The organism is Francisella opportunistica, assembly GCF_003347135.1.
GTDB lineage: Bacteria > Pseudomonadota > Gammaproteobacteria > Francisellales > Francisellaceae > Francisella > Francisella opportunistica.
In genome coordinates this window covers 77,005-98,710 of the sequence record NZ_CP022377.1, presented here as the reverse complement: position 1 = coordinate 98,710, position 21,706 = coordinate 77,005, and the positions used below count along the sequence as shown (strand labels likewise).

Genomic DNA, 21,706 nt, shown 5'->3' with positions numbered 1-21,706 from the left:
GATGACTCCTTAAATACCTTTTACTTTAATTAACTAACCAAAAACCTGCATACTATACTTAGCCTCAAGAAACTCATAAATACCATCATCAGAACCTTCTCTACCAAGCCCTGACTCTTTGATACCACCAAAAGGCGCTTTCTCATTTGATATAGTTCCCGTATTTATACCAACCATACCATATGCTAAAGCATTTCTAACTCTTCTGATTTGATTGATGTCATTACTAAAGAAATAGCTTGCTAAACCATATTTTGTGTTATTTGCTCGTTGGATAACCTCATTTTCGGAGTCAAAGCCAAAAATAGCAATAATAGGACCAAAAGTTTCTTCACAACTTGCAACCATACTATCTTGCATATCTTCTAAAATAGTAGCTTCATAGAAATTTCCACCTAATTTTGGATTTATCCTACCGCCGCATACTAACTTAGCACCTTTTGCTAAAGCATCATCTACATGCTGTTGGACTTTCTCAACCGCTGCTTTATTAATCAAAGGACCTATTTTGACATCAGTATCCAAACCATTACCTTGCTTAAGATTTACAAGCGCAGTTTTTAATTTTGTAATAAACTCTTTATTTATAGAGTTATGCACAAATACTCGATTTGGTGCTATACATACTTGGCCGGCATTTCTAATCTTAGCTGTGATAAGACTCTCAACAGCTTTTTCTAGATTAGCATTGTCAAAGACTATAAATGGTGCATTGCCACCTAGTTCTAATGAAACCTTTTTGACAGTTTCAGCTGCTTGTTGCATTAGCAGCTTACCAACTCTTGTAGATCCAGTAAAAGTTATTTTTCTAACCAAACTACTCTTTTGTAGTTCTTTACCGATAACACTTGAATCACCACAAATTACCTGCAAAAGACTCTCTTCAGCTCCAGCAGCGATAAAAAGCTCTCTAGCTGCAAGAGCTGTAAGAGGAGTTAGCTCTGATGGCTTAAGTATAACACTACAGCCAGCAGCTAATGCTGGAGCTGCTTTTCGCGTAATCATCGCAAACGGGAAGTTCCAAGGAGTAATTGCCGCAACCACACCAACAGGATAGTAATCAACTCTACCTTCAGCATTATTAATATTAGGGTCAAAAACGCGTGAATCTATTCTTTTGGCTTTCTCTGCATACCATTGAATAAAATTTGCACCATATTGAACTTCAACTTTTGCTTCGGCTAGCGGCTTACCACTTTCTAGTGTAATAATCTCTGCTAAATCATCAATATTATCTATAACTAAATCATACCACATTGCTAAAAGTTTTGATTTTTCAATAGCGAGCTTATTTCTAAAGGCATTTTGAGCATGTTTTGAAACTAGGATACTATCTTCAACATATTGGGCTGATTTTTCTTCAAGACTACATATAACTTGATTAGTTGCAGGGTTAACTACCGTAAAACTTCTATTACCACTAAAAGAATATTTACTTATTACTTTGTTTAAAAGGTTATTAGACATAATCAAATACTCCTAAATTTATATTGCCTGAATAGCTGTAATTGCAATCGTATATGTTATATCATCAACTGTTGCTCCTCTTGAAAGATCATTTACAGGCTTATTAATACCTTGTAACACCGGACCAATACTTAAGACATTAGCGCTTCTTTGGACTGCTTTGTATACTGTATTACCGGTATTTAAATCTGGAAAGATTAATACTGTTGCTCTGCCTGCAACTGGACTATCTGGAGCTTTTTGCTTGGCGACACTTTCAATCATTGCTGCATCATATTGAAGTGGTCCATCAACCAATAACTCTGGAGCTTTTTGCTTGAGTAGCTCTGTAGCTGTACGCACTTTTTCAACTTGTACACCTGAGCCTGAGGAGCCTGTACTATAGCTAATCATTGCAACACGCGGCTCAATGCCAAATTTCTTTGCAGATTCAGCACTTTGGATTGCTATATCGACAAGCTGCTCCGCTGTAGGATCTTGATTTACAGCACAATCACCAAACACTATTACCTCATCAGGCATACACATAAAAAATACTGATGATACCAACGAAGAGTTTGGCTTAGTTTTGATTAGCTGTAATGCTGGTCTTAGCACATCTGCTGTAGTATGCTCAGCACCTGAAACTAGACCATCAACTTCGCCAAGATAAAGCATAAGCGTTGCCACTACTATAGGATTTTTAAGAGCATCTTGAGCCATACTTTCAGATAGTCTTTTATGCTTTCTAAGACTTATTAGAGTATTTAGGTACTTTGTCTTAGCTTGATCATCAATGTTAACAACTTGTATATTCTTAGGAAGACTAAAACCATTCATTTCTGCTACTTTATAGATTCTCTCTCTATCACCGATAAGCACACACTCAGCAATACCTTGCTCATAACAGTTCTTTGCAGCCTGTAATGTTCTTGGTTCATAACTCTCTGGTAAGATAATTCTTTTTTTAGCTTTTGTTGCCATTTTTAGTAAATGATACCTAAATGCCGGTGGCGACATCACCTGGTGCTCAAGCACATCTGCTGTGATTGCACTAATTATTTTATCTCTATCTAGCGAGTTACAGATAACCTCTTTGATTCTCTGAATACGCTCTTTATCATCAAGAGGTATACCCATCAGATCAATATTAGCAATTCGTAAAATAGTTTTGACACTTTTATTCTTAGTAGTAAGAATTGCTAAACCAGCTTTTTCGGCAGCTTCAACGCAAAGCTCTCTGACTTTATCATTAAGATACTCTTCAGCAGTTAGCAAAATTCCAGCGATTTTCATACCATTTTTTGCAGCTAAACATACTGTCACGAGAATATCAGACCTATCAGCAGATGTTATCACTAAAGAGTTTGGTGTTAAATCATTGATAAAGTTATCAACTCCTCTTGAACACATCATCACTCTATCAACACGCGCTTCTAAGCTTACTTTTGATATAAGATTTAATTTAAGAATATTTTTAATATCTAATACTCTTGGTGAGGTTTTTTCTTGTTGCCATTCAACAACACCGAGTAGATTTAGACCTTTTTGTGCAAAGACTGGTAATTGCCTAAGCATATCTATAGTTACTTGCTGCTGTTGCTCTAATGAAATAACCTCTTCTGTTAAACTAAAGCTTACTCTGCCATCATCATCGTAGGGAGCATTTAATTTTGTGATTACCGCACCAATGATATTGATTTGTTTTGGTAAACTACGCATTGCATAATCTAGCTCATCATTGATATCGATTAGTGGCTTGTTACCATGGTATGAAGTTATAATTACTTCTGAGCTTAAAGCTTTAATAATTTCTGTATTTAATTCATCAACAATAGCATTTATTGCGTATAGTTTGTGAGCATTGTTCCCCTGTCTAAATAAACCAGATATTATCACAAAGTCAAAATCTTGTGATTTTTGGTAAAACTTATCTAAAACAATTTCAACATAATCCTTAACACGATTATTAAGCAAATATTCCTGTATACTCTCAATGCTCATTTGCATATCATAAATAGGATGAAACGAGCCAACTTTTAGCCCTTTTTGCTGCAATGCATATACCATACTACTTGCTAATAAGCGTAAACCCGTATGTTTTGAAGTTGCTAAAATAAATATTGATTTTTTCATAACAAACTCTTATATTAAATTTTGTGTTTCTTGAGCAATCATAAGCTCTTCATTAGTCGCTATCACCATTATATTATGGCTATTTTTGCTATTTATAAATGTCTCAGAATTAGTATTTTTTTGCTGATCTAGCGCAAAACCAAGATTCGCTAGCTTAGCAATAATATTCTCACGAATATTAGCAGCATTTTCACCAATACCTCCTGTAAATATTAAAGCATTTAACTTGTCAAAATAAATCATATAACTAGCAACAAACTTTGCCACTCTATGGCAGAAGATCTCTATCGCTAATTGTGCTAAATTATTACCTTTAGCAGCAAGTTGTGAAACTTCACGCATATCACTATGACCACAAATACCTAGTAGACCACTTTGCTTGTTTAGCATATTTGTAATTTCTGTGACACTCCAGCCAAGGTTATCGGATATATATGCAAAAATACTAGGATCTATACAACCTGAGCGAGTTCCCATTACAAGACCATCTAGAGGTGTAAGTCCCATACTTGTATCAACACTTTTACCATCAACAACAGCCGTAATACTACAGCCATTACCTAAATGCGCTACTATAACATTGGCTTTTTGTTGAGCTAAGATTTTTGCTGCCTGCTGTGAGACATATTTATGCGAAGTACCATGTGCACCGTATTTACGAATATTATGCTTGTGTGTCAGCTCATGAGGTATAGCATACTCTGCAATATAGCTTGGCATTGTTTGATGAAATGCCGTATCAAACACAGCTACCTGAGTTAATTCTGGAAATATTTGCTGGCAAAATGTTATGCCCTCAATATGCGCTGGATTATGCAATGGTGCTAACGCAATACACGCTTTTATTTTTTCTAAAGAATCAGCGTTTATCACTACAGATTTTGAAAAATATTGCCCACCATGAACTATTCTATGCCCAATCGCAGCTATTTTTTCTAAATAACTATTTTCTGCCAAGAAATCTTTTAGTATTTCAAATACATCTTTGTATCGACCATTTTCAAGATGCTTTTCGACTTGGTGCTGAGCTTTAAAAATCACTTTACAGTTTTTAGTAGCAATGTTTTCTGCAAGACCTGTAACTAAAGATTCCAAAGTGTGTGGATTTATAAGCGCAAACTTAACTGAAGAACTCCCGCAGTTTAATACTAATATTTGGGACATACCGAGAATAAAAATTAAATGAGAAATAGCGATATTATATAATAATCCAAAACATAGTGACAGCTTGGTATAGTGTTTTTAGTGATACCTATTTTATCAAAAACTAGAATGGGATATCATCATCAAAGCTAGATGAGTTAATTTCTGCAAAATCAGGCATATTGTCTTGTTTTGGTAGCTGTTGCTGATTTTGGTTAAAGTTGTTATTTGATTGCTGTTCAAGGTTTGGTGTATTTTGGTAATTTGCGCCACCTTGAGAACTACCGCCACCAACAAACTGGAAATTACTCGCAACCACTTCCGTTGTATACTGCATATTGCCATTTTTATCTTGCCACTTATTCGTACGTAATCGACCTTCGACAAAAAGCTGTGTACCCTTATTTGCGTATCTTTGAATAGCCTCAGCAGATTTGCCAAATATAACAACCCTATGCCATTCGGTAGTTATATTTTCTCCCATACCATCGTTAGTTGCGATACTTAGAGTTGCTACAGTCGTACCATTTTGTGTAGTTCTAACTTCTGGGTCATTACCTAATCTACCTAGCAAAATAACCTTATTTACAGTTCCTTTAGCCATATTTAACTCCTATATTCTTTAAAGTTACTAATACTACAGCTTACAGTAAAAATGCTGATCTTATAAGTCTTTCAGATAATTTTTTGCTATTTTTTTATATTTGACAGCTTAAAAACTTATCCTCAAAATCTAGAAAATAATTAACAATACAATTTTTGATAACTCAGTTTTGACTAGTTTTGCTTAAGGCAAAATTTATCTCATCAAAGCTAAAACCATTATATATCAAGTAGTTGATAGCTTTTTGCCTAAGCTTAAAATCTGCTTGTAATTTATTGATATCTTTATATTTTTTGTCCAAGCATTGCTGACACAGCTCAAACCAATCTATTTCCTGGTCTTCAAGGCAACTTTCAACTAACTCTAATAGTAGGCCTTTTTGATAAACTGCTGTATTTATAATGCGTTTTTTACCTCTAAGATTGGCGACTTCACTGCTTATAAAAACACGCGCAAACCTTTCATCACATAGCCATTTATTTTGCTCAAATTCATCTAAAAGACTAATAATCTCAGTTATAGGGATATTGCCGCGTGAAATAAGTTTATCAAAAAGTTGTTTGCGTGAATAATCTTGCTTTGCAAGTAAATAAAGAAGATAATTTTTTTCTTTAGATAAGCTCATCTTGAGTAGCTGCTGGATTTACTTTAGCTTTAGCCTTAACTTTAGATTCTTGTTGAGAGTTCTGATCCGATCCTTTGTTAGCATATTTATTTGGTAGCAAAAGCTCTAAAATAGCTCCTTCGATCTCATCACGCTCAGCGGTATTCTCTTTTAAATACTCTTTTGACTTTTCTTTACCTTGACCAATCTTTTTGCCTTTATAACTATACCAAGCTCCTGATTTCTCAATAACTCCGTACTTAGCACCTAAATCAATAAGCTCCGCTTCTAGGGAAATGCCCTCACCATAAATAAGCTCAAACTCTGCTTGTTTGAAAGGTGGTGCTACTTTGTTTTTTACAATCTTAACTTTTATCTCATTACCACTGACATCAACACCATCTTTAATGCTGCCACCTTTTCTAACCTCAAGTCTTACAGAAGAGTAGAATTTAAGCGCATTACCACCAGTTGTAGTTTCAGGATTACCGAACATTACGCCAATTTTCATACGAATTTGGTTGATGAATATTAATAGTGTATTTGAGCGTTTGATATTAGCTGTCAATTTTCTTAGTGCTTGTGACATTAGTCTTGCTTGCAAGCCCATGTGAGAGTCACCCATATCACCTTCAATCTCAGCTTTTGGGGTAAGTGCTGCAACTGAGTCAATTACAACAATATCAACACCTCCAGAACGCACTAGCATATCAGCAATCTCTAAAGCTTGCTCACCAGTGTCTGGTTGCGAGACGATCAGATTATCAACATCTACACCCAAAAGCTTCGCATACTTTGGATCTAGCGCATGCTCAGCATCAACAAAGGCAGCTGTACCACCTTGCTTTTGGCACTGCGCGATAGCTAAAAGCGTCAGTGTTGTTTTACCTGATGATTCATGTCCATATATCTCAATAATACGTCCTTTTGGATATCCCCCTATCCCTAGTGCCACATCAAGAGCAATAATACCCGAAGGTATAACATCGATATCATGAGCTACTTCTTGATCGCCTAGCCTCATGATAGAACCCTTACCAAATTGCTTTTCAATTTGTGATAAGGCTGATTCTAGAGCTTTTTCTTTACTCATATTAAACTCCTTCCTAGTCTTAGTGTTGTTTGTTGTCTGCTGACTCTTTTAATGAATCTTGATACATCGCATCAAAATTTACTGCAGATAAACATAACTGCGGAAAGCCACCACTAATCACTAAATCTGAAAGTGCTTCACGTGCATAATGATAAAGAATATTTGGACAAAATGCTTGTTTAGCATGCTCAATTTGTGCTTCTTGCATATTAGCAACTGTAAAAATACCTGCCTGCTTAACTTCTGCTTCAAAAGCAATCATCCCATCATTTTCAACCTTAATTTCAAGAGTTAAAACTGTTTCATAAGTATTTTCTTCTGGAAGTTTATTAGCTTCGACTTTTAGATCTGTATGCAATTCTGGCTTCCAGTTTGTAGTCCATATCTTATCAGAATTAGGAATAGAAAAAGAAAGATCTTTTACATATACTTTTTGAATTTGAAATTGAGGTTGTGCTTGCTGATCCATGCTATGATCCTTAATATTTTTTTATAAATTTTACTTTGATAATGATTTAATTGGATAACTAGCTTGTAGCCATGCAGCTAAGCCACCCTTGAGTACAAAAACCTGCTCAAAGCCATCCTTACGCAACTGTTGCATAGCTTTTTCGGCATTATCTCCATATACAACTATTGGCTTAGCTTTGTATTTAGAGAGCTTATTATGCTTGAGTGCTATTTCATCAAACTGGATATTTTGTGCACCAATAATATGCGCCTTGCTAAAAGCCTCATGATCTCGTATATCTAGGTAAACACCTTTGCCTTTATTAACACTGATTACAGCATCCGCAACAGATAAAGTATATTGTGCTTTTTTAGTTTGAGTCAGCTCAAAAATTATATAAATAGCTAATAATAAGATAAAGGATAAACAAAACAATAAGTTTTGTGATACAAAATAGCCTAAGTTTTCCATAATCGTAGTTGTCTTTTAATTAATTTTTATATCTAAGCTAAGATTATACATAGCTTTAGATGTAAAAAAAAGCAGCTTTTGACTGTAATAACTTAAAAGGTTTTTAGAAAAAATATATTGAAAGTTATTTAATAAATAATTACTGCATCTTAGCTATAACATCTTTAGTAACATCTATACTATCAACATTATATAGGCTCATCTCAGCAGGTAAAACAGCATCTAACTGCTTTTCTTTAGCAACTTGCGCAGCTGCTTTAGTTAGAGCATCTTTGAACGCGTCAGCATCGTCAGAAGCCATTTTTTGGACTTGATTCATTAGATTTTGGTAATCTTTCATAGCTTTCTCAAGGTCTGCTTGAGCCTTTTGCTTATCTTGATTTTCTACTTTGTCAGCAGCTTGTGCACCTTTAGTATTACCTTTAGAATCGTCTGTTTGAACATCATCTTTTTCTTGTGTATAAGCATTTACTTTTTCTTGTAAATTAGTGATGTTTTGCTTAAGTTGATCCATTTGTGGTTTAAGTTTTTTCTCATCAGCTGTTACTTTTGCTTTACCAAGAGGTGAAGTCTCAAAGATATCCTGCACATTAGCAAAACCTACACCACCAGCCATAGCTGTAGTTGCAGATACCATTAAACCACCAGCAATCATTGCTCCTAGTATAGTTTTTTTCATAATTCTTCTTCCTTGTTTGTTTAGTTAATTATAACACATAATACCATATCGATTATAATCATGGTTATTGTGTGTTTCAACACTTAAAACATTTATTTTAGACTAAAGCTAGTTTGTGAGAGAGCCTTATAATAAACACTATTACCTAGTTTCTGTGACACTGCTGTTAAAAAGTCAAGTGGCTTAGTATAGTCGATAATAGCGATATTATTAAACTTCTCACGTTTAAGTTGATCAACCGAAGCAAAACCATCTATTAAGCCCATTTGCTGTGCTTGAATACCACTAAAAGGTTCTCCTGAGAAGGTTGTAGTCATTGATATATCTTTTAATCTATCTCCTCTAGATTTTTCAACTGCCGCTATAAATACCTGATGTGTTTCATCAAGAAGCTTTTTAAACTGCGCTGTCTGCTCTGGCTTTTGTGGTGAGAACGGGTCTAAAAAATCTTTGTTTTCTCCTGAGGTATATATTCTACGCTCAATACCTACCTTATCCATAAGCCCTGTAAAACCAAAGCCACTACCAACAACTCCTATTGAACCAACTATTGTCATCTTGTTAGCATAAATATCTTTGGCTCCAGTAGCGATATAATAACCACCACTAGCACAAACATCGGTACATACAGTATACAGAGGAATATTTGGGTATTTATGTTGTAAATATTGCATATGAGCGTAAATCTCATCAGACTGTACAGGCGATCCACCAGGACTATTTATCTCGACAATCACACCTTTTACTAATTTATTTGCATAAGCATCATCAAGGCTTTGGTTAATCCTCTCTGCATTAGCTTCAGCATCTTCTGCAATCACTCCATTAACTTTTACCAGAGCTATGTGTGGGGCTAATTCTTTAGACGAGCTAAATAAACCAGGAACTATCAACAATAAAACTATTAAAGCAATTATTGTTCGCGTGACAAAACGCCAACGTCTTTTACTTTTAATATCCTTAATATACGCTTGCGCTAATTTTTCTAGTGTCGCGTTGGAAATGTTATTTTCCATTTTATCTCCATATTTGTTAATATTCCATCATCAATTTTAAATCTTATTTAGTAAAAAATACACTATTAAACATAGGGATAATAAAATGGCAGTAACACTAGAGACTAAAGCAATAAACTTAGGCTTAAACAATATCCAAAAACATATCTTCTTGTGCTGTGATCAACAAAGACAAAAATGCTGTGCTGGTGATGTTTCTCTAAAAGCATGGGAATATCTGAAAAAGAGGCTCCAAGAACTAAATTTATCACAAAATGGGCATATTTATAGAACAAAAACATACTGTTTAAGAGTCTGTCAAAACGGACCCATAGCGGTAGTTCATCCTGATAATGTCTGGTACCACTCTTGTACTGCTGAAGTTTTAGAAGAAATTATCCAAAAACACTTAATCGGTGGCGAAATAGTAGAAAAATACGTTTTCAATAAAAAATTGTTTTGATAATGAAATAAACCTAACATGGCCCAACTAACTCAAACTAACCGTACTAATTTAAGTAATCAATTAATCAACTAAATTTTGTTAAAATTATGAGCCTCATACTGTTCTTATATTTTAAATCAACAGTTTTTGAAATTCACTTTCCAACTTTCAGATTTTTTGGTGTGGATATTTTCTGTTACTATATTTATACTCCAAGCACACTCAATTATGTGCTTTATTACTAAGACAATTTTTAGAGAAGTATGACTATGAATGATGCTTATAATGTAATGGACAACGATACACAAAAAAGAAACCCGAAGAAAGCTTGGCAATCTCCTGCCTTGTGTATCGTAGTAAACCCTAATCTTAACGCAAAAATTGAAACAGCCCCGTTTGAGAACGTATTAGTACAGGGAACATCTTAAATTAATTACGAAATTGTACTCAAACAAAATATTTAGAGACGAATTTGTAGTAACTGTTGAAGCGTTTTATTTGTTCAATGATTGTTGCTAAGATTAGTATCTCTAAATCGTATTAAACCTTACTAAAGACTATTGATTTAATACTTGTTCAAACCTAAAAAAACACAGTCATCTTCGTGCTTGACACGGAGATCTCTATACCTATTTAAGAGATTCCCACCTGGGTGAGAATGACAATAAATATTAATCCAACAGCCTTTTAGATGTGTTTATCCTGTATAAAAGCTTTGATAGATTTATTTTTAGCCTTTATATTGGTATACTTACATCACATAGATCTTCAGGGCAGGGCGAAATTCCCTACCGGCGGTAACTACTTTTAGCAGAAGCCCGCGAGCGCTTTCTTAACAACCTAGAAAGGACAAGCAGATTTGGTGAGAATCCAAAGCCGACAGTTATAGTCTGGATGAAAGAAGATTGAGGAAAATATCACTAAGCTATTATTTTGGACTATAAACACAGTTTTTATAGTCTATGTATTTTTTGTAGTAATACTTCTTCTCTCGAACTGCCCTAAATGTAAGCAAAATTAGACGGGCAAATGAAAAATTTTGATAAATATTATATGCAACAAGCACTCACCCTAGCTAATAGAGGTAGACTCACAGTATCGCCTAATCCGATGGTTGGTTGCATAGTAGTAAAAAATGGGGCTATAGTATCAGAAGGCTGGCATGCAATGGCTGGTAAGGCGCATGCAGAAATATATGCCATAGCAAAAGCTGGTATACAAGCTAGAAACTCTACTATGTATGTAACGCTTGAACCTTGTTGTCACAAAGGCAGAACAGGTCCTTGCACAGATGCTATTATCAATGCCGGTATAAAAAAAGTAATTATTGCCACTTTAGATCCAAACCCAAAAGTTGCTGGAAAGGGTGTCGATAAGCTTAGAAATGCCGGCATAGCCGTTGAGGTCGGTTTGCTAGAGAAACAAGCCCAAGAGTTAAATAAAATATTTTTTCACTATCAAAAAACTAAAAAACCTTTTGTTTATGCAAAATGGGCGATGTCTTTAGATGGTAAAATAGCTGTTAATGGTAATGATTCAAAAAAGATAAGCTCACACCAGGCATTTGTACACACTCACCAGTTACGCAATATTTGTGATGCAATTCTAATTGGTAAGCAAACATTAATTGATGATAATCCAAGGCTTGATGTAAGAATAAGTATCAACAAAATAAAAAACCCCACAAGATTTATACTATTTAATCATCTAACAGCGATAAATCATCAATGGCAAGTTTTAGATCAAAATCATGCAAAGACAATTTTCGTTTGCGCAAAGATCTCAGCGCAAGTAGCAGCTAAGCTTAATCAGCTTGGCATTGAATACTGGTTATTACCACAAAGCCGAGATCAGGTTTGTTTAGGTAGCCTGCTTGAGAAGCTGGGTAACATGGGTATAACTAGCCTTCTTGTTGAGGGAGGTAACAAAACTCTACATAGTTTTATTAATCAAAAGCTTGTTAATGAGTTTTACACATACTTAGCTCCAGTAATAATAGCTGGTTATAACTCCAAACAGCAGCTAAGATTCAATCAAGTCTCTCTAAGCAGTGATGTAATAATAAACTCTTGTTTTAAGGAAAATTCGAATGTTTAGTGGCATAGTTCAACAACTAGGAACGATTAAAAAAATAACAATAACAGATAATCTAAAAACTTTTTGCATAAAATTTGATAATAGTCTTCTATGTAACATCGGTGATAGTGTCGCAGTTAATGGCACTTGTCTTACGGTTACACAAATTAATAAGCAAAATTTAACAGCAAATTTCGATGCTGTACCAGAGACTCTTAAAAAAACTAACCTTGATGCTCTAAAAGAAAATCACCAAGTAAACATTGAACTTGCAATGCGCTATGGTGATCATGTTGGCGGACATATGGTACAAGGTCACGTTGATGAGACAGGACAGATCAAACATATTCAAGATGTTGGTGGTGCATGGTTTATTGAAATCTTTGCTTCTAAAGAATTTCTAAAATACTTAGTTACAAAAGGCTTTGTAACTATAGATGGTATGAGTATAACTGTAGTAAATATTTTTAAGGATTCATTCACAGTGACTCTAATACCACATACTATTGAGGTTACTATAGCAAAAAACTATACTAACGGTTCTATAGTAAATCTTGAGGCTGATGCAACAGGTAAATACATCTATAAATATATACAAGGATTTAAAGAAAATGTTTAAGCAAATAAAACACAACGTTGAGAACGCAATACAAGCCCTTAAGCAAGGTAAACCTGTAGTTGTACTTGATGATTATGATAGAGAAAATGAAGGCGATCTAATTCTACCAGGTGAAAAAACCACAGAAGCAAATATCGCTTTTATGCTTGAGCACACCAGTGGCATTATTTGTTTGGCAATGGACTCAAAAAAAGCTCAACAACTAAACTTAACACCAATGGTAGCTGCTGATAAAAACAATAGTACCTTCGCCACACCATTTACTGTAACAATAGAAGCCAAAGAAGGTGTAACTACCGGAGTATCTGCAAAAGACAGAGCTCACACGATCCAAGTAGCTTCAGATGCAAATGCTAAAGCTGATGATCTTGCTCGACCTGGACATATTTTTCCACTCATAGCTAATGATAAAGGCGTACTAGGACGTAACGGTCATACGGAGGCAACTGTTGATCTTATGAACCTCAGTGGTTTTAATAGTGTTGGGGTACTTTGCGAGCTTATGAATAAAGACGGCACTATGATGAAAGCTCCTCAGTTAGAAGCATTTGCTAAAAAGTATGATCTACCTCTTTTAACGATTGCTGAACTCTACCAATATCGTCTGGCTACAGAAATCTTAATTGAAAAAGCTGCTAGCTCTATTATCCCTTTTGACCATGTTGGTGAGCTTGAAATGACTGTCTATAGAGATAAATTCAATGGTGAAGAAGTAGTTGTACTTTCTAAAGCTTATGAGAGTAAAAAGCCGCTAGTAAGAATGCATTCTTCGTGTATAACTGGTGATTTATTTGGCTCTTTACGTTGTGATTGCCAAGCTCAACTAAGAAAAGCTATGCAAATGGTAAGCGAAGAAGGTGGCTATCTAATATACCTAGATCAAGAAGGTCGTGGCATTGGTTTAGCAAATAAACTTAAAGCGTATAATCTTCAAATGCATCAGAATATGGATACAATCGAAGCAAATGTTGCTTTAGGTTTGCCTATCGATGCACGCAAATATGATCTTGCTATCCAAGTTCTAAAATATAACAAAGTCGATAATTGTAGACTTATATCTAATAATCCAAAAAAAATCGCAGCTCTTGAAACAGTTGGAATACAAGCAGAAGCTGTAGCTTGTGAAGCTTTTGTCAACTCTCACAACAAAAGTTATTTAATGACTAAAAAAGATAAAATGAAACATACAATTAAAGGAATATAGGCATAAATTATGAGAAAACTAGCAATCGTTGTAAGTGAATTTAATTCTTTAATAACAGATAAAATGCTTGAAGGTGCTCTAGAAGAGGCGTACGTTCAAGGCTTAAAAGATAGTCAAATTTGTATCAAAAAAGTCCCTGGTGCAGTTGAACTTCCATATGCAGCAAAACTACTAGCAGAAACTAAAGAGTTTGATGCAATAGTACTACTAGGCTGTGTAATCCGTGGCGAGACAGACCACTATGATTATGTTTGTGATCAAGTAAGCTATGGCACACAAAAAGTTATGCATCAATATAATTTGCCAGTAATTTTTGGTATATTAACTACCCATAATAAAGAGCAAGCCTTAGAAAGAGTTGGTGGCAAAAAAGGCCATAAGGGTAAATACTCTGTCCAAGCTGCTCTAACTATGGCAAAGATAAAAAAAGATATATTAGAACAAGGAGTATAAATATGTCTTTAGAAATACTACAGTATCCTCACCCTATACTTAAAGAGGTTGCTAAAGAAGTAACAAAAGAGGAAATCACTGATGATTTTCGTGCAACCATAGCTGAGATGCGTGAACTAATGCTCGAAGCTGGTGGTGTCGGACTTGCAGCGATACAAGTTGGTATCAAAAAAAGATTCTTCATTATGTATGATAATTTAGAAGAGCAAAACCCTGAAATAATTACTATCATCAACCCTGAAATAATTGAGAAAAGTGGCAAAATAATTGATGAAGAAGGCTGTCTTTCATTCCCCGGTGTTTCTGCAAAAGTAAATAGGGCCACTACAATCAAGATAAAGGCACTTAATGAATTTGGTGCTGAAATTGAAGTTGAAAAAGATGGCTTTCTAGCGCGTTGTATCCAACATGAGATAGATCACCTTAATGGTATAACCTTTTTTGATCACCTTGGTTCACTAAAACGCAAGATGATAGAAAAAAAGTATAAAAAACTGCTGCAGGAAAATGCTAAGAGGTGATTTTTGATTGTTTTATATAATCAAGGCTTTACTTTTTAGCAGCATTACGCAAAAATTATGTCCTGTAATTATTGTCAAATCAGGGAATTTAGTATGCGCAATATATTCAAAAAAACCTCTTTAATATTACTAATGAGCATAATTATAGCATCATGTGGCATGCTATCAAATGACGAGTTTGTTTATTTAGGTCATGGCGAAAACTCACCTGATTATCAACTATATTATGATAAGACACAAAAACTTTTCGTGCTAATTGATAAGAGAAATGGTTGTTTCCAGAAGGATGATACCGGCACTTGCCTTGCATTCACATTAAAACAAGCGCGCGAATTTAGAGAATATGTTTTAGCTAAGATGATAGAAATAGACCTTCGACTCGCTAAAGGTAACTACGGGAGCTCCGCTATTGAAGAGCTACAAAAAGCTGGTATTACCACAGTTAATAAACCGATTAAAACTAAAAAAGTATATGCAACTCCTATTCGACAAATTGTCCTTGATAGAAAACAGCAATACCATCTTGTTAGAAAAGAGTATGAAATAGATTCAAATCTTGTAGCAATGGTTGTTACTGATAAAGATGGTAACAAGCGTATAAAAGTTGCATATACCGTTGGTTTTCCTGGTTTAGAGAAAGAGTATAGTACCGAGCTTAGACCTTTCATTGTTGATCCAGAGTACTTATATACACACATGACTATCGACACTGTCCATGAAGCCCAGTTTATGCAAAGAGATGTTATCAGTAACCAAACAAATGTCAAAAAGAAAGTTGACGACTATCTAAAAGATGTTGTTGACAACAGTAAAAAAGATACTGGCTATACTCATCAAGAGGTTGCAAGCAGTGTTGCAGCACTAGATAAAGATCTAATAACAAAAGCAGATGAACAACGCGAAGTCAAAAAAGCTACTCTAACAAGTGGTAGTAGCATAGGAATTCCTACAAAAGTTACTACAGCTACACAAGTTAATTACTACCGCTATTCCAAAAACAACTCTAGCAAGTGACAATAAATAAAAAAGTAAAATAATTTTTAAATAATTACACCTCCACCTAGGCAAACATCATCAGTGTAAAAGACTACTGACTGTCCTGGTGTGATTGCTCTTTGTGGCTGATCAAAAGTTACTTTAACTGAGTTATCATGATTTACTTCTACCTCACAATCTTGATCTTTTTGTCTATAACGAACTTTTGCCTTACATCTAAATTTATCTGCAGGAGCTACTCCTGCTACCCAACTTAGCTCTATAGCTTGTAGTGATTGCTTAAACAGCATTGGATGATCATGGCCTTGCACAGCAACCAAGACATTATTTTCAAGATCTTTTTTTGCAACAAACCATGGTACTTCTGGACGATCCTTTACTCCTCCTATACCTAGCCCTTGTCTTTGCCCGATTGTATAATACATCAGTCCATCATGCATGCCTACCTTGATGCCATTTTCGTCGTGAATTTCACCCTTTTGAGCAGGTAAATACTTAGACAAGAATTCTTTAAATTTACGCTCACCAATAAAACAAATTCCAGTACTATCTTTCTTATCAAAAGTTACAAGATTATTTTGTCTAGCTAGTTCACGAACATAAGATTTTTCTATATCACCAATTGGAAATATAGTTTGCTTAAGCTGCTCTTGACCTAGGGTATATAAAAAATATGTTTGATCTTTATTATCATCTAAGCCCTTAACTAACTGTACTGAACCATCATTAGCCAATCTTGTGCGAGCATAATGTCCCGTAGCGATATAATCACCACCTAATAAATGCACATAATTTAAAAATGCTTTAAACTTTATTTCCTTATTGCAAAGTATGTCAGGGTTAGGTGTTCTACCAGCTTTATACTCTGTTAGAAAATACTCAAAAACATTATCCCAATATTCAGCAGCAAAATTAATCTTTTTAAAAGGTATGCCGATAGAGTCACAGACAGCTTGAGCATCAGCAATATCTTGCTCTGCTGAGCAAAATTCATCGGTATCATCTTCTTCCCAGTTTTTCATAAAAACACCAGTGACATCATAACCTTGCTGTTTCAAGAGCAAAGCCGAAACTGATGAATCTACACCACCAGATATACCTACTATTACTTTTTTATTTTGCATAATAAATCTATAAGTTTTATTTTTTAAGTACGGATAAAAAGGCTTCTTGAGGAATTTCAACAGAACCAATATTTTTCATTCTCTTTTTACCCTCTTTTTGCTTCTCTAAAAGTTTTTTCTTACGTGAAACATCGCCACCATAACATTTTGCCAAGACATTCTTACGCAAAGCCTTAACAGTGCTTCTAGCGATAATAGTGCTGCCGATTGCTGCTTGAATTGCCACTTCAAACATTTGTCTAGGAATAAGCTCCTTTAGACGCTCAACCAGCTCTCTACCCTTATATTTTGCTTGATCTCTATGCACAATACTTGCTAAAGCATCAACCTTGTCACCATTTATAAGCACATCTAAGCGTACCATGTCTGCAGGCTCATAGCGAATTAATTCATAGTCTAGCGAGCCATAGCCTTTGGTTACTGACTTAAGCGTATCAAAGAAATCAGAGACTACTTCTATCATTGGTAGATCATAAGTTATCGAAACCTGGTTCCCAACATAATTCATATCAACCTGGGAACCTCTTTTCTCAACACAGATAGTAATTACACTACCAACATAATCTTTTGGCACGAGAATATTTGCTCTTACAATCGGCTCTTGTATCTCAGCTATTGCTCCTGGTTCTGGTAACTTAGATGGATTATCAACCTCTATAATTTCACCATCTTTTTTAATAGCTTTATAAACAACTGTTGGCGCTGAGGTAATTAAATCAAGGTTATACTCTCTTTCTAATCTCTCTTGGATAATCTCCATATGTAACATACCCAAGAAACCACATCTAAAGCCAAAACCTAAAGCTTGTGATACCTCTGGTTCAAAAAATAATGAGGCATCATTTAAACTTAGTTTTTCTAGAGCCTCTCTAAAATCAGGATAATCATCTGAGCTTATGGTAAACATCCCAGCATAAACTTGAGGTTGAACCTTTTTAAAGCCAGGTACGGGTTTATCAGTTGGATTATGTGCATGTGTTAGCGTATCACCGACTGGGGCGCCATGAATATCCTTAATTCCAGCAACAATAAAACCAACCTCTCCTGCTTTGAGATGATCTAAATCTTTCATTTTTGGCGTAAATACCCCAAGCCTATCAACTTGATAAGAAACTGCCGTTGACATAACTTTTATTTTCTCGCCTTTTTTGACGATTCCATTTCTAATTCTAACTAAAGATACAACTCCTAGATAGTTGTCAAACCATGAGTCGATAATCAACGCCTGTAACTTATCATCTACACTCCCTTGTGGTGCTGGGACTTTTGCAACTATTGTTTCTAGAACATCCTCTACACCTATACCTGTTTTTGCACTACATGTCGTCGCATCTGTAGCGTCGATACCGATTATTTCTTCAATTTCTTGCGCTACTCTATCTGGCTCTGCGGAAGGTAGGTCAATTTTATTTAATATTGGTATAACCTCTAGATTTTGCTCAATCGCTGTATAACAGTTTGCTACTGTCTGCGCTTCTACACCTTGAGCTGCATCTACTACAAGTAGGGCTCCTTCACAAGCAGCTAATGAGCGTGATACTTCATAAGAGAAATCAACATGCCCCGGCGTATCAATAAAATTAAGCTGATAGATTTGTCCATCTCTGGCTGTATAATCAAGAGTCACAGACTGGGCTTTAATCGTAATCCCACGCTCTCTTTCTATATCCATAGAATCAAGCACCTGCTCCTTCATTTCACGCTCACTTAGACCATTACAGACTTGTATAAATCTGTCTGAAAGAGTTGATTTTCCATGGTCAATATGTGCAATTATCGAAAAGTTTCTGATATTTTTCATATATTAAGCTCTTGTTACTACTAGAAAAGTATTTGTTTATTTGATAAATCTAGATACCTATTATGCTACAAAATAACTTTAAAATGTAGTGATTGTGATATTTAAATAACCAATTATTAGTCAATTATATTACAAATATTATTGACAAAAATGTACAATATATGCAAAATACTTTAGCTATTAATTTATATATTTGTGTTTCTCGCGTATCCCCTAGAGAAACTTAGGACTATAAAAAGTTAAAAAATTAAAACTGGAGAATTAAATTGGCTAACTCAAAACAAGCAAAAAAGAGAATTATTCAAGCTGAAAGAAATCGTCAACATAATGTTGCGCGTCGTTCAATGATGAGAACTTTCTTAAAGAAAACAGCTTACGCAATTGAAAAAGGTGATCTTGAAGCAGCGAAAGAAAACTTTGCTAAAATTGTTCCTATACTAGATAAGTACGCTGCAAAAGGACTAATCCACAAGAACAAAGCTGCTAGACATAAGTCTCGTTTAAGTGCTAAAATCAAAGCTCTTGCAACAGCTGCTTAATTAGTAATTTTGCCAAATTTTATCCTATTTTTAGGATGTTATCGTACTTACAATAGTTATTATAAATTCTAAAATACAGGATCTTTAGTTGGTGGTGCATAGTTACCAGAGATACCTACTAGTCTATCTTGATTATTAAAGGTTAATATTAGTTTTGACTCACTAAACTGAGTATCTTGCATACTTTTCTTATAAGTGTTTATGTAAATATATTGATTAGGATTAAAAGTATCTATAATATCTGGGGAGCCTAGAATATAAGTAACTTCACCTTTTGTCATATTTGGTTTAACTTCAAAAAGCTTCTTATCTTTTATTTGCTTGCCTTGTGGCACAGGAGCTGTATATGGTTCAATAACCCCACACGCAGATAAACTAAGTATAGCTATTAGTACACTTAGGTTTTTGGTTATTAATTTAAACATCATTTTACTAATCTTCTAAGCCTGCAAATAATTTTTGATCGATAATATCACACAAACAGTGAACTATGAGAAAATGATTTTCTTGAATATTTGCCATACTATCTGATGGTACTCTTAGCTCAATATCATCGGCATTGTACATACTCTGAAGCCTACCACCACTACCACCGGTTAGCGCTATTACTTTCATTTCCAGATCATGTGCTTCTTCAACAGCGCTAAGGATATTTTCAGAATCGCCACTAGTTGTGATAACTAGCAAAATATCATCCTCATTACCTAAAGCGGCTACTTGCTTTGCAAAAACTTGTGCAAAGCCATAGTGATTGCCAACAGCTGTGATAGTTGCAACATCTCCTGTCAAAGCTATTGCTGGAAGAGGAGGTCGCTCCATCTCAAAGTGATTTAATAGTTTAGAAGTAAAATGCTGAGCGATAACTCCGGAGCCGCCATTACCACAGACTAGAATCTTACCACCATTTTCTAGGCAAGAAACCATCGCCTTTGCAGCCTGTGCTATAGCTGGTGGTAATGCATTAGCAGTTTCTATTTTAGCCTGAATACTACTTTCAAAATAACTATTGATTTTGTCTAAAGAAGTCATTGTTTTCTCTAAGCTTATCTCTTAAGAAAATTTTACTATATTAGATTTTTGATAGCTAGATAATAGATGCAATTTTATCTTTGTAGTCGAATTCTAGCTATCAATACTAAGCATATTAGAGGTAAAACTATACACACTACAATAAAGCTCCAAATATACTCTAAGGGCAAATATCCCATGATAGAAACACTTACTACTCCAGTTAACATATTAACAAAATTCATTGCACTAGATGCATTAGCGCGACATTCAATAGCATTAGAAGCCAAATGCGAAGCTGTAGGGTATATAAAATTGCTTACAAAGTACAATAATGTCATCAACACAAAAAACCTAAGCGGGGTAACAGCTCCAGCAAGCTGTAATACAGCTAGTAATATAAGCAAACTCAACATTGTAACTAGTGCTATAATCAAAATGCTTTCACTACTATATTTATTTACTACCTTAGCAACTATCAAAGATCCTGTAACAATACCGATGATAGTCATAGTATTCCACAAACCATATTCAGCACTACTAAAGCCAAATAGCTGGCTTGTTATAAAAGGACTAGAAGTTGCGTAACAATAGCTAAAAACTGTCATCACACCTATTGTGAGAGCAAAAACTAGCAACTTTGTATTACTAAGCGCTTGCTTATAGCTATTAAGTATATTGCTAATATTCAACACATAGCTAACATCCTTAGTATTTCGATATAACAAACTACAGCCAAGCATGATTATTCCATGTACTAAAAGTACATAAAAGCAATAATTCCAGTGCGTATATGTAGTTATAACACCACCAATTAAAACAGCTAAGCTTATTGATAACGCAAATGATATTGTTGCAAACGATAATGCTGTTTTTGCTCCGTTTGGCTCCACAGAATTATTTAAAATAATAAAAGTACATACAAGTCCAGCAGATGACCCTAATGCTGTAATAAAGCGTCCAATCACTAGAACAGACATACTTAGCAAATTTCCTCCAAGCAAGCAAACTAGTATACCAATTAAATTAATCAGCAAACCTAACCTTAAAGTTACGACATCACCATAGCGTTTAGCAATTGGTCCATAGATTATTTGCCCAAGCACATAACCTAACAAAAATATACTTACCAACCATTCAACTGTTCCTGAAGAAAGACTAAGCTCACTAGCAATATGCGGTAAAGCTGGATTTATAATTACAGCTGATGCACTAGCTATGCTTATATATGCTAGTAAAAGTATGATTTTATAAGTTTTCATTGTTAATCCTTTTTTGAGAAAATTTAAGTATAAGCC

23 protein-coding genes, 1 pseudogene and 1 riboswitch are annotated in these 21,706 nt (G+C 34.8%); of the genes and pseudogenes, 9 read left to right on the top strand and 15 right to left on the bottom strand.

Annotated features, from left to right (window positions below):
• Positions 1 to 33: 33 nt before the first annotated feature.
• From CGC45_RS00465 to CGC45_RS00420, 10 genes are all read right to left on the bottom strand, one after another.
• Positions 34 to 1,467 (bottom strand): NAD-dependent succinate-semialdehyde dehydrogenase, encoded by a 1,434-nt coding sequence (locus CGC45_RS00465; RefSeq protein WP_071628466.1) that lies wholly within the window; start codon positions 1,465 to 1,467, stop codon positions 34 to 36.
• A gap of 18 nt (positions 1,468 to 1,485) precedes the next feature.
• Positions 1,486 to 3,582, bottom strand: a complete 2,097-nt coding sequence (gene pta / locus CGC45_RS00460) for a phosphate acetyltransferase (protein ID WP_071628465.1) — start codon at positions 3,580 to 3,582, stop codon at positions 1,486 to 1,488.
• Between the two features lie 9 nt (positions 3,583 to 3,591).
• Positions 3,592 to 4,746 (bottom strand): acetate/propionate family kinase, encoded by a 1,155-nt coding sequence (locus CGC45_RS00455; protein WP_071628464.1) that lies wholly within the window; start codon positions 4,744 to 4,746, stop codon positions 3,592 to 3,594.
• Positions 4,747 to 4,849: 103 nt separating this feature from the next.
• Positions 4,850 to 5,329 carry a single-stranded DNA-binding protein gene (locus tag CGC45_RS00450; RefSeq protein WP_071628463.1) on the bottom strand — a complete coding sequence of 160 codons (480 nt, stop codon included), beginning with the start codon at positions 5,327 to 5,329 and terminating at the stop codon, positions 4,850 to 4,852.
• 163 nt (positions 5,330 to 5,492) lie between these two features.
• Positions 5,493 to 5,954 (bottom strand): regulatory protein RecX, encoded by a 462-nt coding sequence (locus tag CGC45_RS00445; protein WP_071628462.1) that lies wholly within the window; start codon positions 5,952 to 5,954, stop codon positions 5,493 to 5,495.
• On the bottom strand, positions 5,941 to 7,026 hold the full coding sequence (recA, locus tag CGC45_RS00440) for a recombinase RecA (RefSeq protein ID WP_071628461.1): 1,086 nt from the start codon (positions 7,024 to 7,026) through the stop codon (positions 5,941 to 5,943). The genes CGC45_RS00445 and recA overlap by 14 nt, the downstream gene beginning before the upstream one ends.
• Positions 7,027 to 7,045: 19 nt before the next feature.
• Complete coding sequence (gene secB, locus CGC45_RS00435) at positions 7,046 to 7,495, bottom strand: protein-export chaperone SecB (protein WP_071628460.1); 450 nt, start codon at positions 7,493 to 7,495, stop codon at positions 7,046 to 7,048.
• 30 nt (positions 7,496 to 7,525) lie between these two features.
• Positions 7,526 to 7,948 carry a rhodanese-like domain-containing protein gene (locus CGC45_RS00430; RefSeq protein WP_071628459.1) on the bottom strand — a complete coding sequence of 141 codons (423 nt, stop codon included), beginning with the start codon at positions 7,946 to 7,948 and terminating at the stop codon, positions 7,526 to 7,528.
• A 139-nt stretch (positions 7,949 to 8,087) separates the two neighbouring features.
• Entirely contained in the window at positions 8,088 to 8,627 is a 540-nt protein-coding gene (locus tag CGC45_RS00425; RefSeq protein WP_071628458.1) for an OmpH/Skp family outer membrane protein, read from the bottom strand.
• Between the two features lie 92 nt (positions 8,628 to 8,719).
• The gene (locus CGC45_RS00420) at positions 8,720 to 9,643 is read right to left on the bottom strand and encodes a S49 family peptidase (protein ID WP_071628457.1); all 924 of its coding nucleotides are present in this window, start codon (positions 9,641 to 9,643) and stop codon (positions 8,720 to 8,722) included.
• A gap of 85 nt (positions 9,644 to 9,728) precedes the next feature.
• Between CGC45_RS00420 and CGC45_RS00415 the strand changes: the two genes are divergently transcribed.
• The 8 genes and pseudogenes from CGC45_RS00415 (at position 9,729) to CGC45_RS00385 (ending at position 15,964) form a co-directional block, all read left to right on the top strand.
• Positions 9,729 to 10,085, top strand: a complete 357-nt coding sequence (locus CGC45_RS00415; RefSeq protein ID WP_071628456.1) for a (2Fe-2S) ferredoxin domain-containing protein — start codon at positions 9,729 to 9,731, stop codon at positions 10,083 to 10,085.
• A 272-nt stretch (positions 10,086 to 10,357) separates the two neighbouring features.
• The gene (locus tag CGC45_RS08970) at positions 10,358 to 10,495 is read left to right on the top strand and encodes a hypothetical protein (protein ID WP_157092979.1); all 138 of its coding nucleotides are present in this window, start codon (positions 10,358 to 10,360) and stop codon (positions 10,493 to 10,495) included.
• A 332-nt stretch (positions 10,496 to 10,827) separates the two neighbouring features.
• A riboswitch (FMN riboswitch) is annotated at positions 10,828 to 10,977 on the top strand.
• A 119-nt stretch (positions 10,978 to 11,096) separates the two neighbouring features.
• On the top strand, positions 11,097 to 12,164 hold the full coding sequence (gene ribD / locus CGC45_RS00410) for a bifunctional diaminohydroxyphosphoribosylaminopyrimidine deaminase/5-amino-6-(5-phosphoribosylamino)uracil reductase RibD (RefSeq protein ID WP_071628455.1): 1,068 nt from the start codon (positions 11,097 to 11,099) through the stop codon (positions 12,162 to 12,164).
• Positions 12,157 to 12,762 (top strand): riboflavin synthase, encoded by a 606-nt coding sequence (locus CGC45_RS00405; protein ID WP_071628454.1) that lies wholly within the window; start codon positions 12,157 to 12,159, stop codon positions 12,760 to 12,762. The genes ribD and CGC45_RS00405 overlap by 8 nt, the downstream gene beginning before the upstream one ends.
• Positions 12,755 to 13,966 carry a 3,4-dihydroxy-2-butanone-4-phosphate synthase gene (gene ribB, locus CGC45_RS00400; protein ID WP_071628453.1) on the top strand — a complete coding sequence of 404 codons (1,212 nt, stop codon included), beginning with the start codon at positions 12,755 to 12,757 and terminating at the stop codon, positions 13,964 to 13,966. The genes CGC45_RS00405 and ribB overlap by 8 nt, the downstream gene beginning before the upstream one ends.
• 9 nt (positions 13,967 to 13,975) lie before the next feature.
• Complete coding sequence (gene ribH / locus CGC45_RS00395) at positions 13,976 to 14,419, top strand: 6,7-dimethyl-8-ribityllumazine synthase (RefSeq protein WP_071628452.1); 444 nt, start codon at positions 13,976 to 13,978, stop codon at positions 14,417 to 14,419.
• Positions 14,420 to 14,421: 2 nt separating this feature from the next.
• A complete protein-coding gene (gene def, locus CGC45_RS00390; RefSeq protein ID WP_071628451.1) occupies positions 14,422 to 14,940 on the top strand; it encodes a peptide deformylase in 519 nt (172 codons plus the stop codon).
• A 93-nt stretch (positions 14,941 to 15,033) separates the two neighbouring features.
• Positions 15,034 to 15,964 (top strand): annotated as a pseudogene (locus tag CGC45_RS00385) (FTN_0109 family protein).
• A gap of 16 nt (positions 15,965 to 15,980) precedes the next feature.
• Here CGC45_RS00385 and mnmA read toward each other — a convergent pair.
• The gene (mnmA, locus tag CGC45_RS00380; RefSeq protein WP_071628450.1) at positions 15,981 to 17,060 is read right to left on the bottom strand and encodes a tRNA 2-thiouridine(34) synthase MnmA; all 1,080 of its coding nucleotides are present in this window, start codon (positions 17,058 to 17,060) and stop codon (positions 15,981 to 15,983) included.
• Between the two features lie 16 nt (positions 17,061 to 17,076).
• Positions 17,077 to 18,861: a translation elongation factor 4 gene (lepA, locus tag CGC45_RS00375; protein ID WP_071628449.1), complete on the bottom strand. Its 1,785-nt coding sequence runs from the start codon at positions 18,859 to 18,861 to the stop codon at positions 17,077 to 17,079.
• Between the two features lie 266 nt (positions 18,862 to 19,127).
• Between lepA and rpsT the strand changes: the two genes are divergently transcribed.
• Positions 19,128 to 19,400 (top strand): 30S ribosomal protein S20, encoded by a 273-nt coding sequence (rpsT, locus tag CGC45_RS00370; RefSeq protein ID WP_071628448.1) that lies wholly within the window; start codon positions 19,128 to 19,130, stop codon positions 19,398 to 19,400.
• Positions 19,401 to 19,468: 68 nt separating this feature from the next.
• Here rpsT and CGC45_RS00365 read toward each other — a convergent pair whose 3' ends face one another.
• The 3 genes from CGC45_RS00365 to CGC45_RS00355 all read right to left on the bottom strand — a co-directional run bounded on the left by CGC45_RS00365 (position 19,469) and on the right by CGC45_RS00355 (position 21,670).
• Complete coding sequence (locus tag CGC45_RS00365; RefSeq protein WP_084387460.1) at positions 19,469 to 19,825, bottom strand: outer membrane protein assembly factor BamE; 357 nt, start codon at positions 19,823 to 19,825, stop codon at positions 19,469 to 19,471.
• Between the two features lie 7 nt (positions 19,826 to 19,832).
• Positions 19,833 to 20,429, bottom strand: a complete 597-nt coding sequence (locus CGC45_RS00360) for a D-sedoheptulose-7-phosphate isomerase (protein ID WP_071628446.1) — start codon at positions 20,427 to 20,429, stop codon at positions 19,833 to 19,835.
• A gap of 74 nt (positions 20,430 to 20,503) precedes the next feature.
• The gene (locus CGC45_RS00355) at positions 20,504 to 21,670 is read right to left on the bottom strand and encodes an MFS transporter (RefSeq protein ID WP_071628445.1); all 1,167 of its coding nucleotides are present in this window, start codon (positions 21,668 to 21,670) and stop codon (positions 20,504 to 20,506) included.
• Positions 21,671 to 21,706 lie beyond the last annotated feature (36 nt).

Coding starts and splice junctions, on each gene's coding strand:
- CGC45_RS00365 (WP_084387460.1), bottom strand. CDS start 19,825: ATGTTTAAATTAATAACCAAAAACCTAAGTGTACTAATAGCTATACTT.
- CGC45_RS08970 (WP_157092979.1), top strand. CDS start 10,358: ATGGACAACGATACACAAAAAAGAAACCCGAAGAAAGCTTGGCAATCT.
- recA (WP_071628461.1), bottom strand. CDS start 7,026: ATGAGTAAAGAAAAAGCTCTAGAATCAGCCTTATCACAAATTGAAAAG.
- CGC45_RS00455 (WP_071628464.1), bottom strand. CDS start 4,746: ATGTCCCAAATATTAGTATTAAACTGCGGGAGTTCTTCAGTTAAGTTT.
- ribD (WP_071628455.1), top strand. CDS start 11,097: ATGAAAAATTTTGATAAATATTATATGCAACAAGCACTCACCCTAGCT.
- CGC45_RS00425 (WP_071628458.1), bottom strand. CDS start 8,627: ATGAAAAAAACTATACTAGGAGCAATGATTGCTGGTGGTTTAATGGTA.
- CGC45_RS00355 (WP_071628445.1), bottom strand. CDS start 21,670: ATGAAAACTTATAAAATCATACTTTTACTAGCATATATAAGCATAGCT.
- CGC45_RS00465 (WP_071628466.1), bottom strand. CDS start 1,467: ATGTCTAATAACCTTTTAAACAAAGTAATAAGTAAATATTCTTTTAGT.
- lepA (WP_071628449.1), bottom strand. CDS start 18,861: ATGAAAAATATCAGAAACTTTTCGATAATTGCACATATTGACCATGGA.
- CGC45_RS00415 (WP_071628456.1), top strand. CDS start 9,729: ATGGCAGTAACACTAGAGACTAAAGCAATAAACTTAGGCTTAAACAAT.
- CGC45_RS00405 (WP_071628454.1), top strand. CDS start 12,157: ATGTTTAGTGGCATAGTTCAACAACTAGGAACGATTAAAAAAATAACA.
- mnmA (WP_071628450.1), bottom strand. CDS start 17,060: ATGCAAAATAAAAAAGTAATAGTAGGTATATCTGGTGGTGTAGATTCA.
- CGC45_RS00445 (WP_071628462.1), bottom strand. CDS start 5,954: ATGAGCTTATCTAAAGAAAAAAATTATCTTCTTTATTTACTTGCAAAG.
- CGC45_RS00430 (WP_071628459.1), bottom strand. CDS start 7,948: ATGGAAAACTTAGGCTATTTTGTATCACAAAACTTATTGTTTTGTTTA.
- secB (WP_071628460.1), bottom strand. CDS start 7,495: ATGGATCAGCAAGCACAACCTCAATTTCAAATTCAAAAAGTATATGTA.
- CGC45_RS00420 (WP_071628457.1), bottom strand. CDS start 9,643: ATGGAAAATAACATTTCCAACGCGACACTAGAAAAATTAGCGCAAGCG.
- ribH (WP_071628452.1), top strand. CDS start 13,976: ATGAGAAAACTAGCAATCGTTGTAAGTGAATTTAATTCTTTAATAACA.
- CGC45_RS00450 (WP_071628463.1), bottom strand. CDS start 5,329: ATGGCTAAAGGAACTGTAAATAAGGTTATTTTGCTAGGTAGATTAGGT.
- def (WP_071628451.1), top strand. CDS start 14,422: ATGTCTTTAGAAATACTACAGTATCCTCACCCTATACTTAAAGAGGTT.
- CGC45_RS00360 (WP_071628446.1), bottom strand. CDS start 20,429: ATGACTTCTTTAGACAAAATCAATAGTTATTTTGAAAGTAGTATTCAG.
- pta (WP_071628465.1), bottom strand. CDS start 3,582: ATGAAAAAATCAATATTTATTTTAGCAACTTCAAAACATACGGGTTTA.
- ribB (WP_071628453.1), top strand. CDS start 12,755: ATGTTTAAGCAAATAAAACACAACGTTGAGAACGCAATACAAGCCCTT.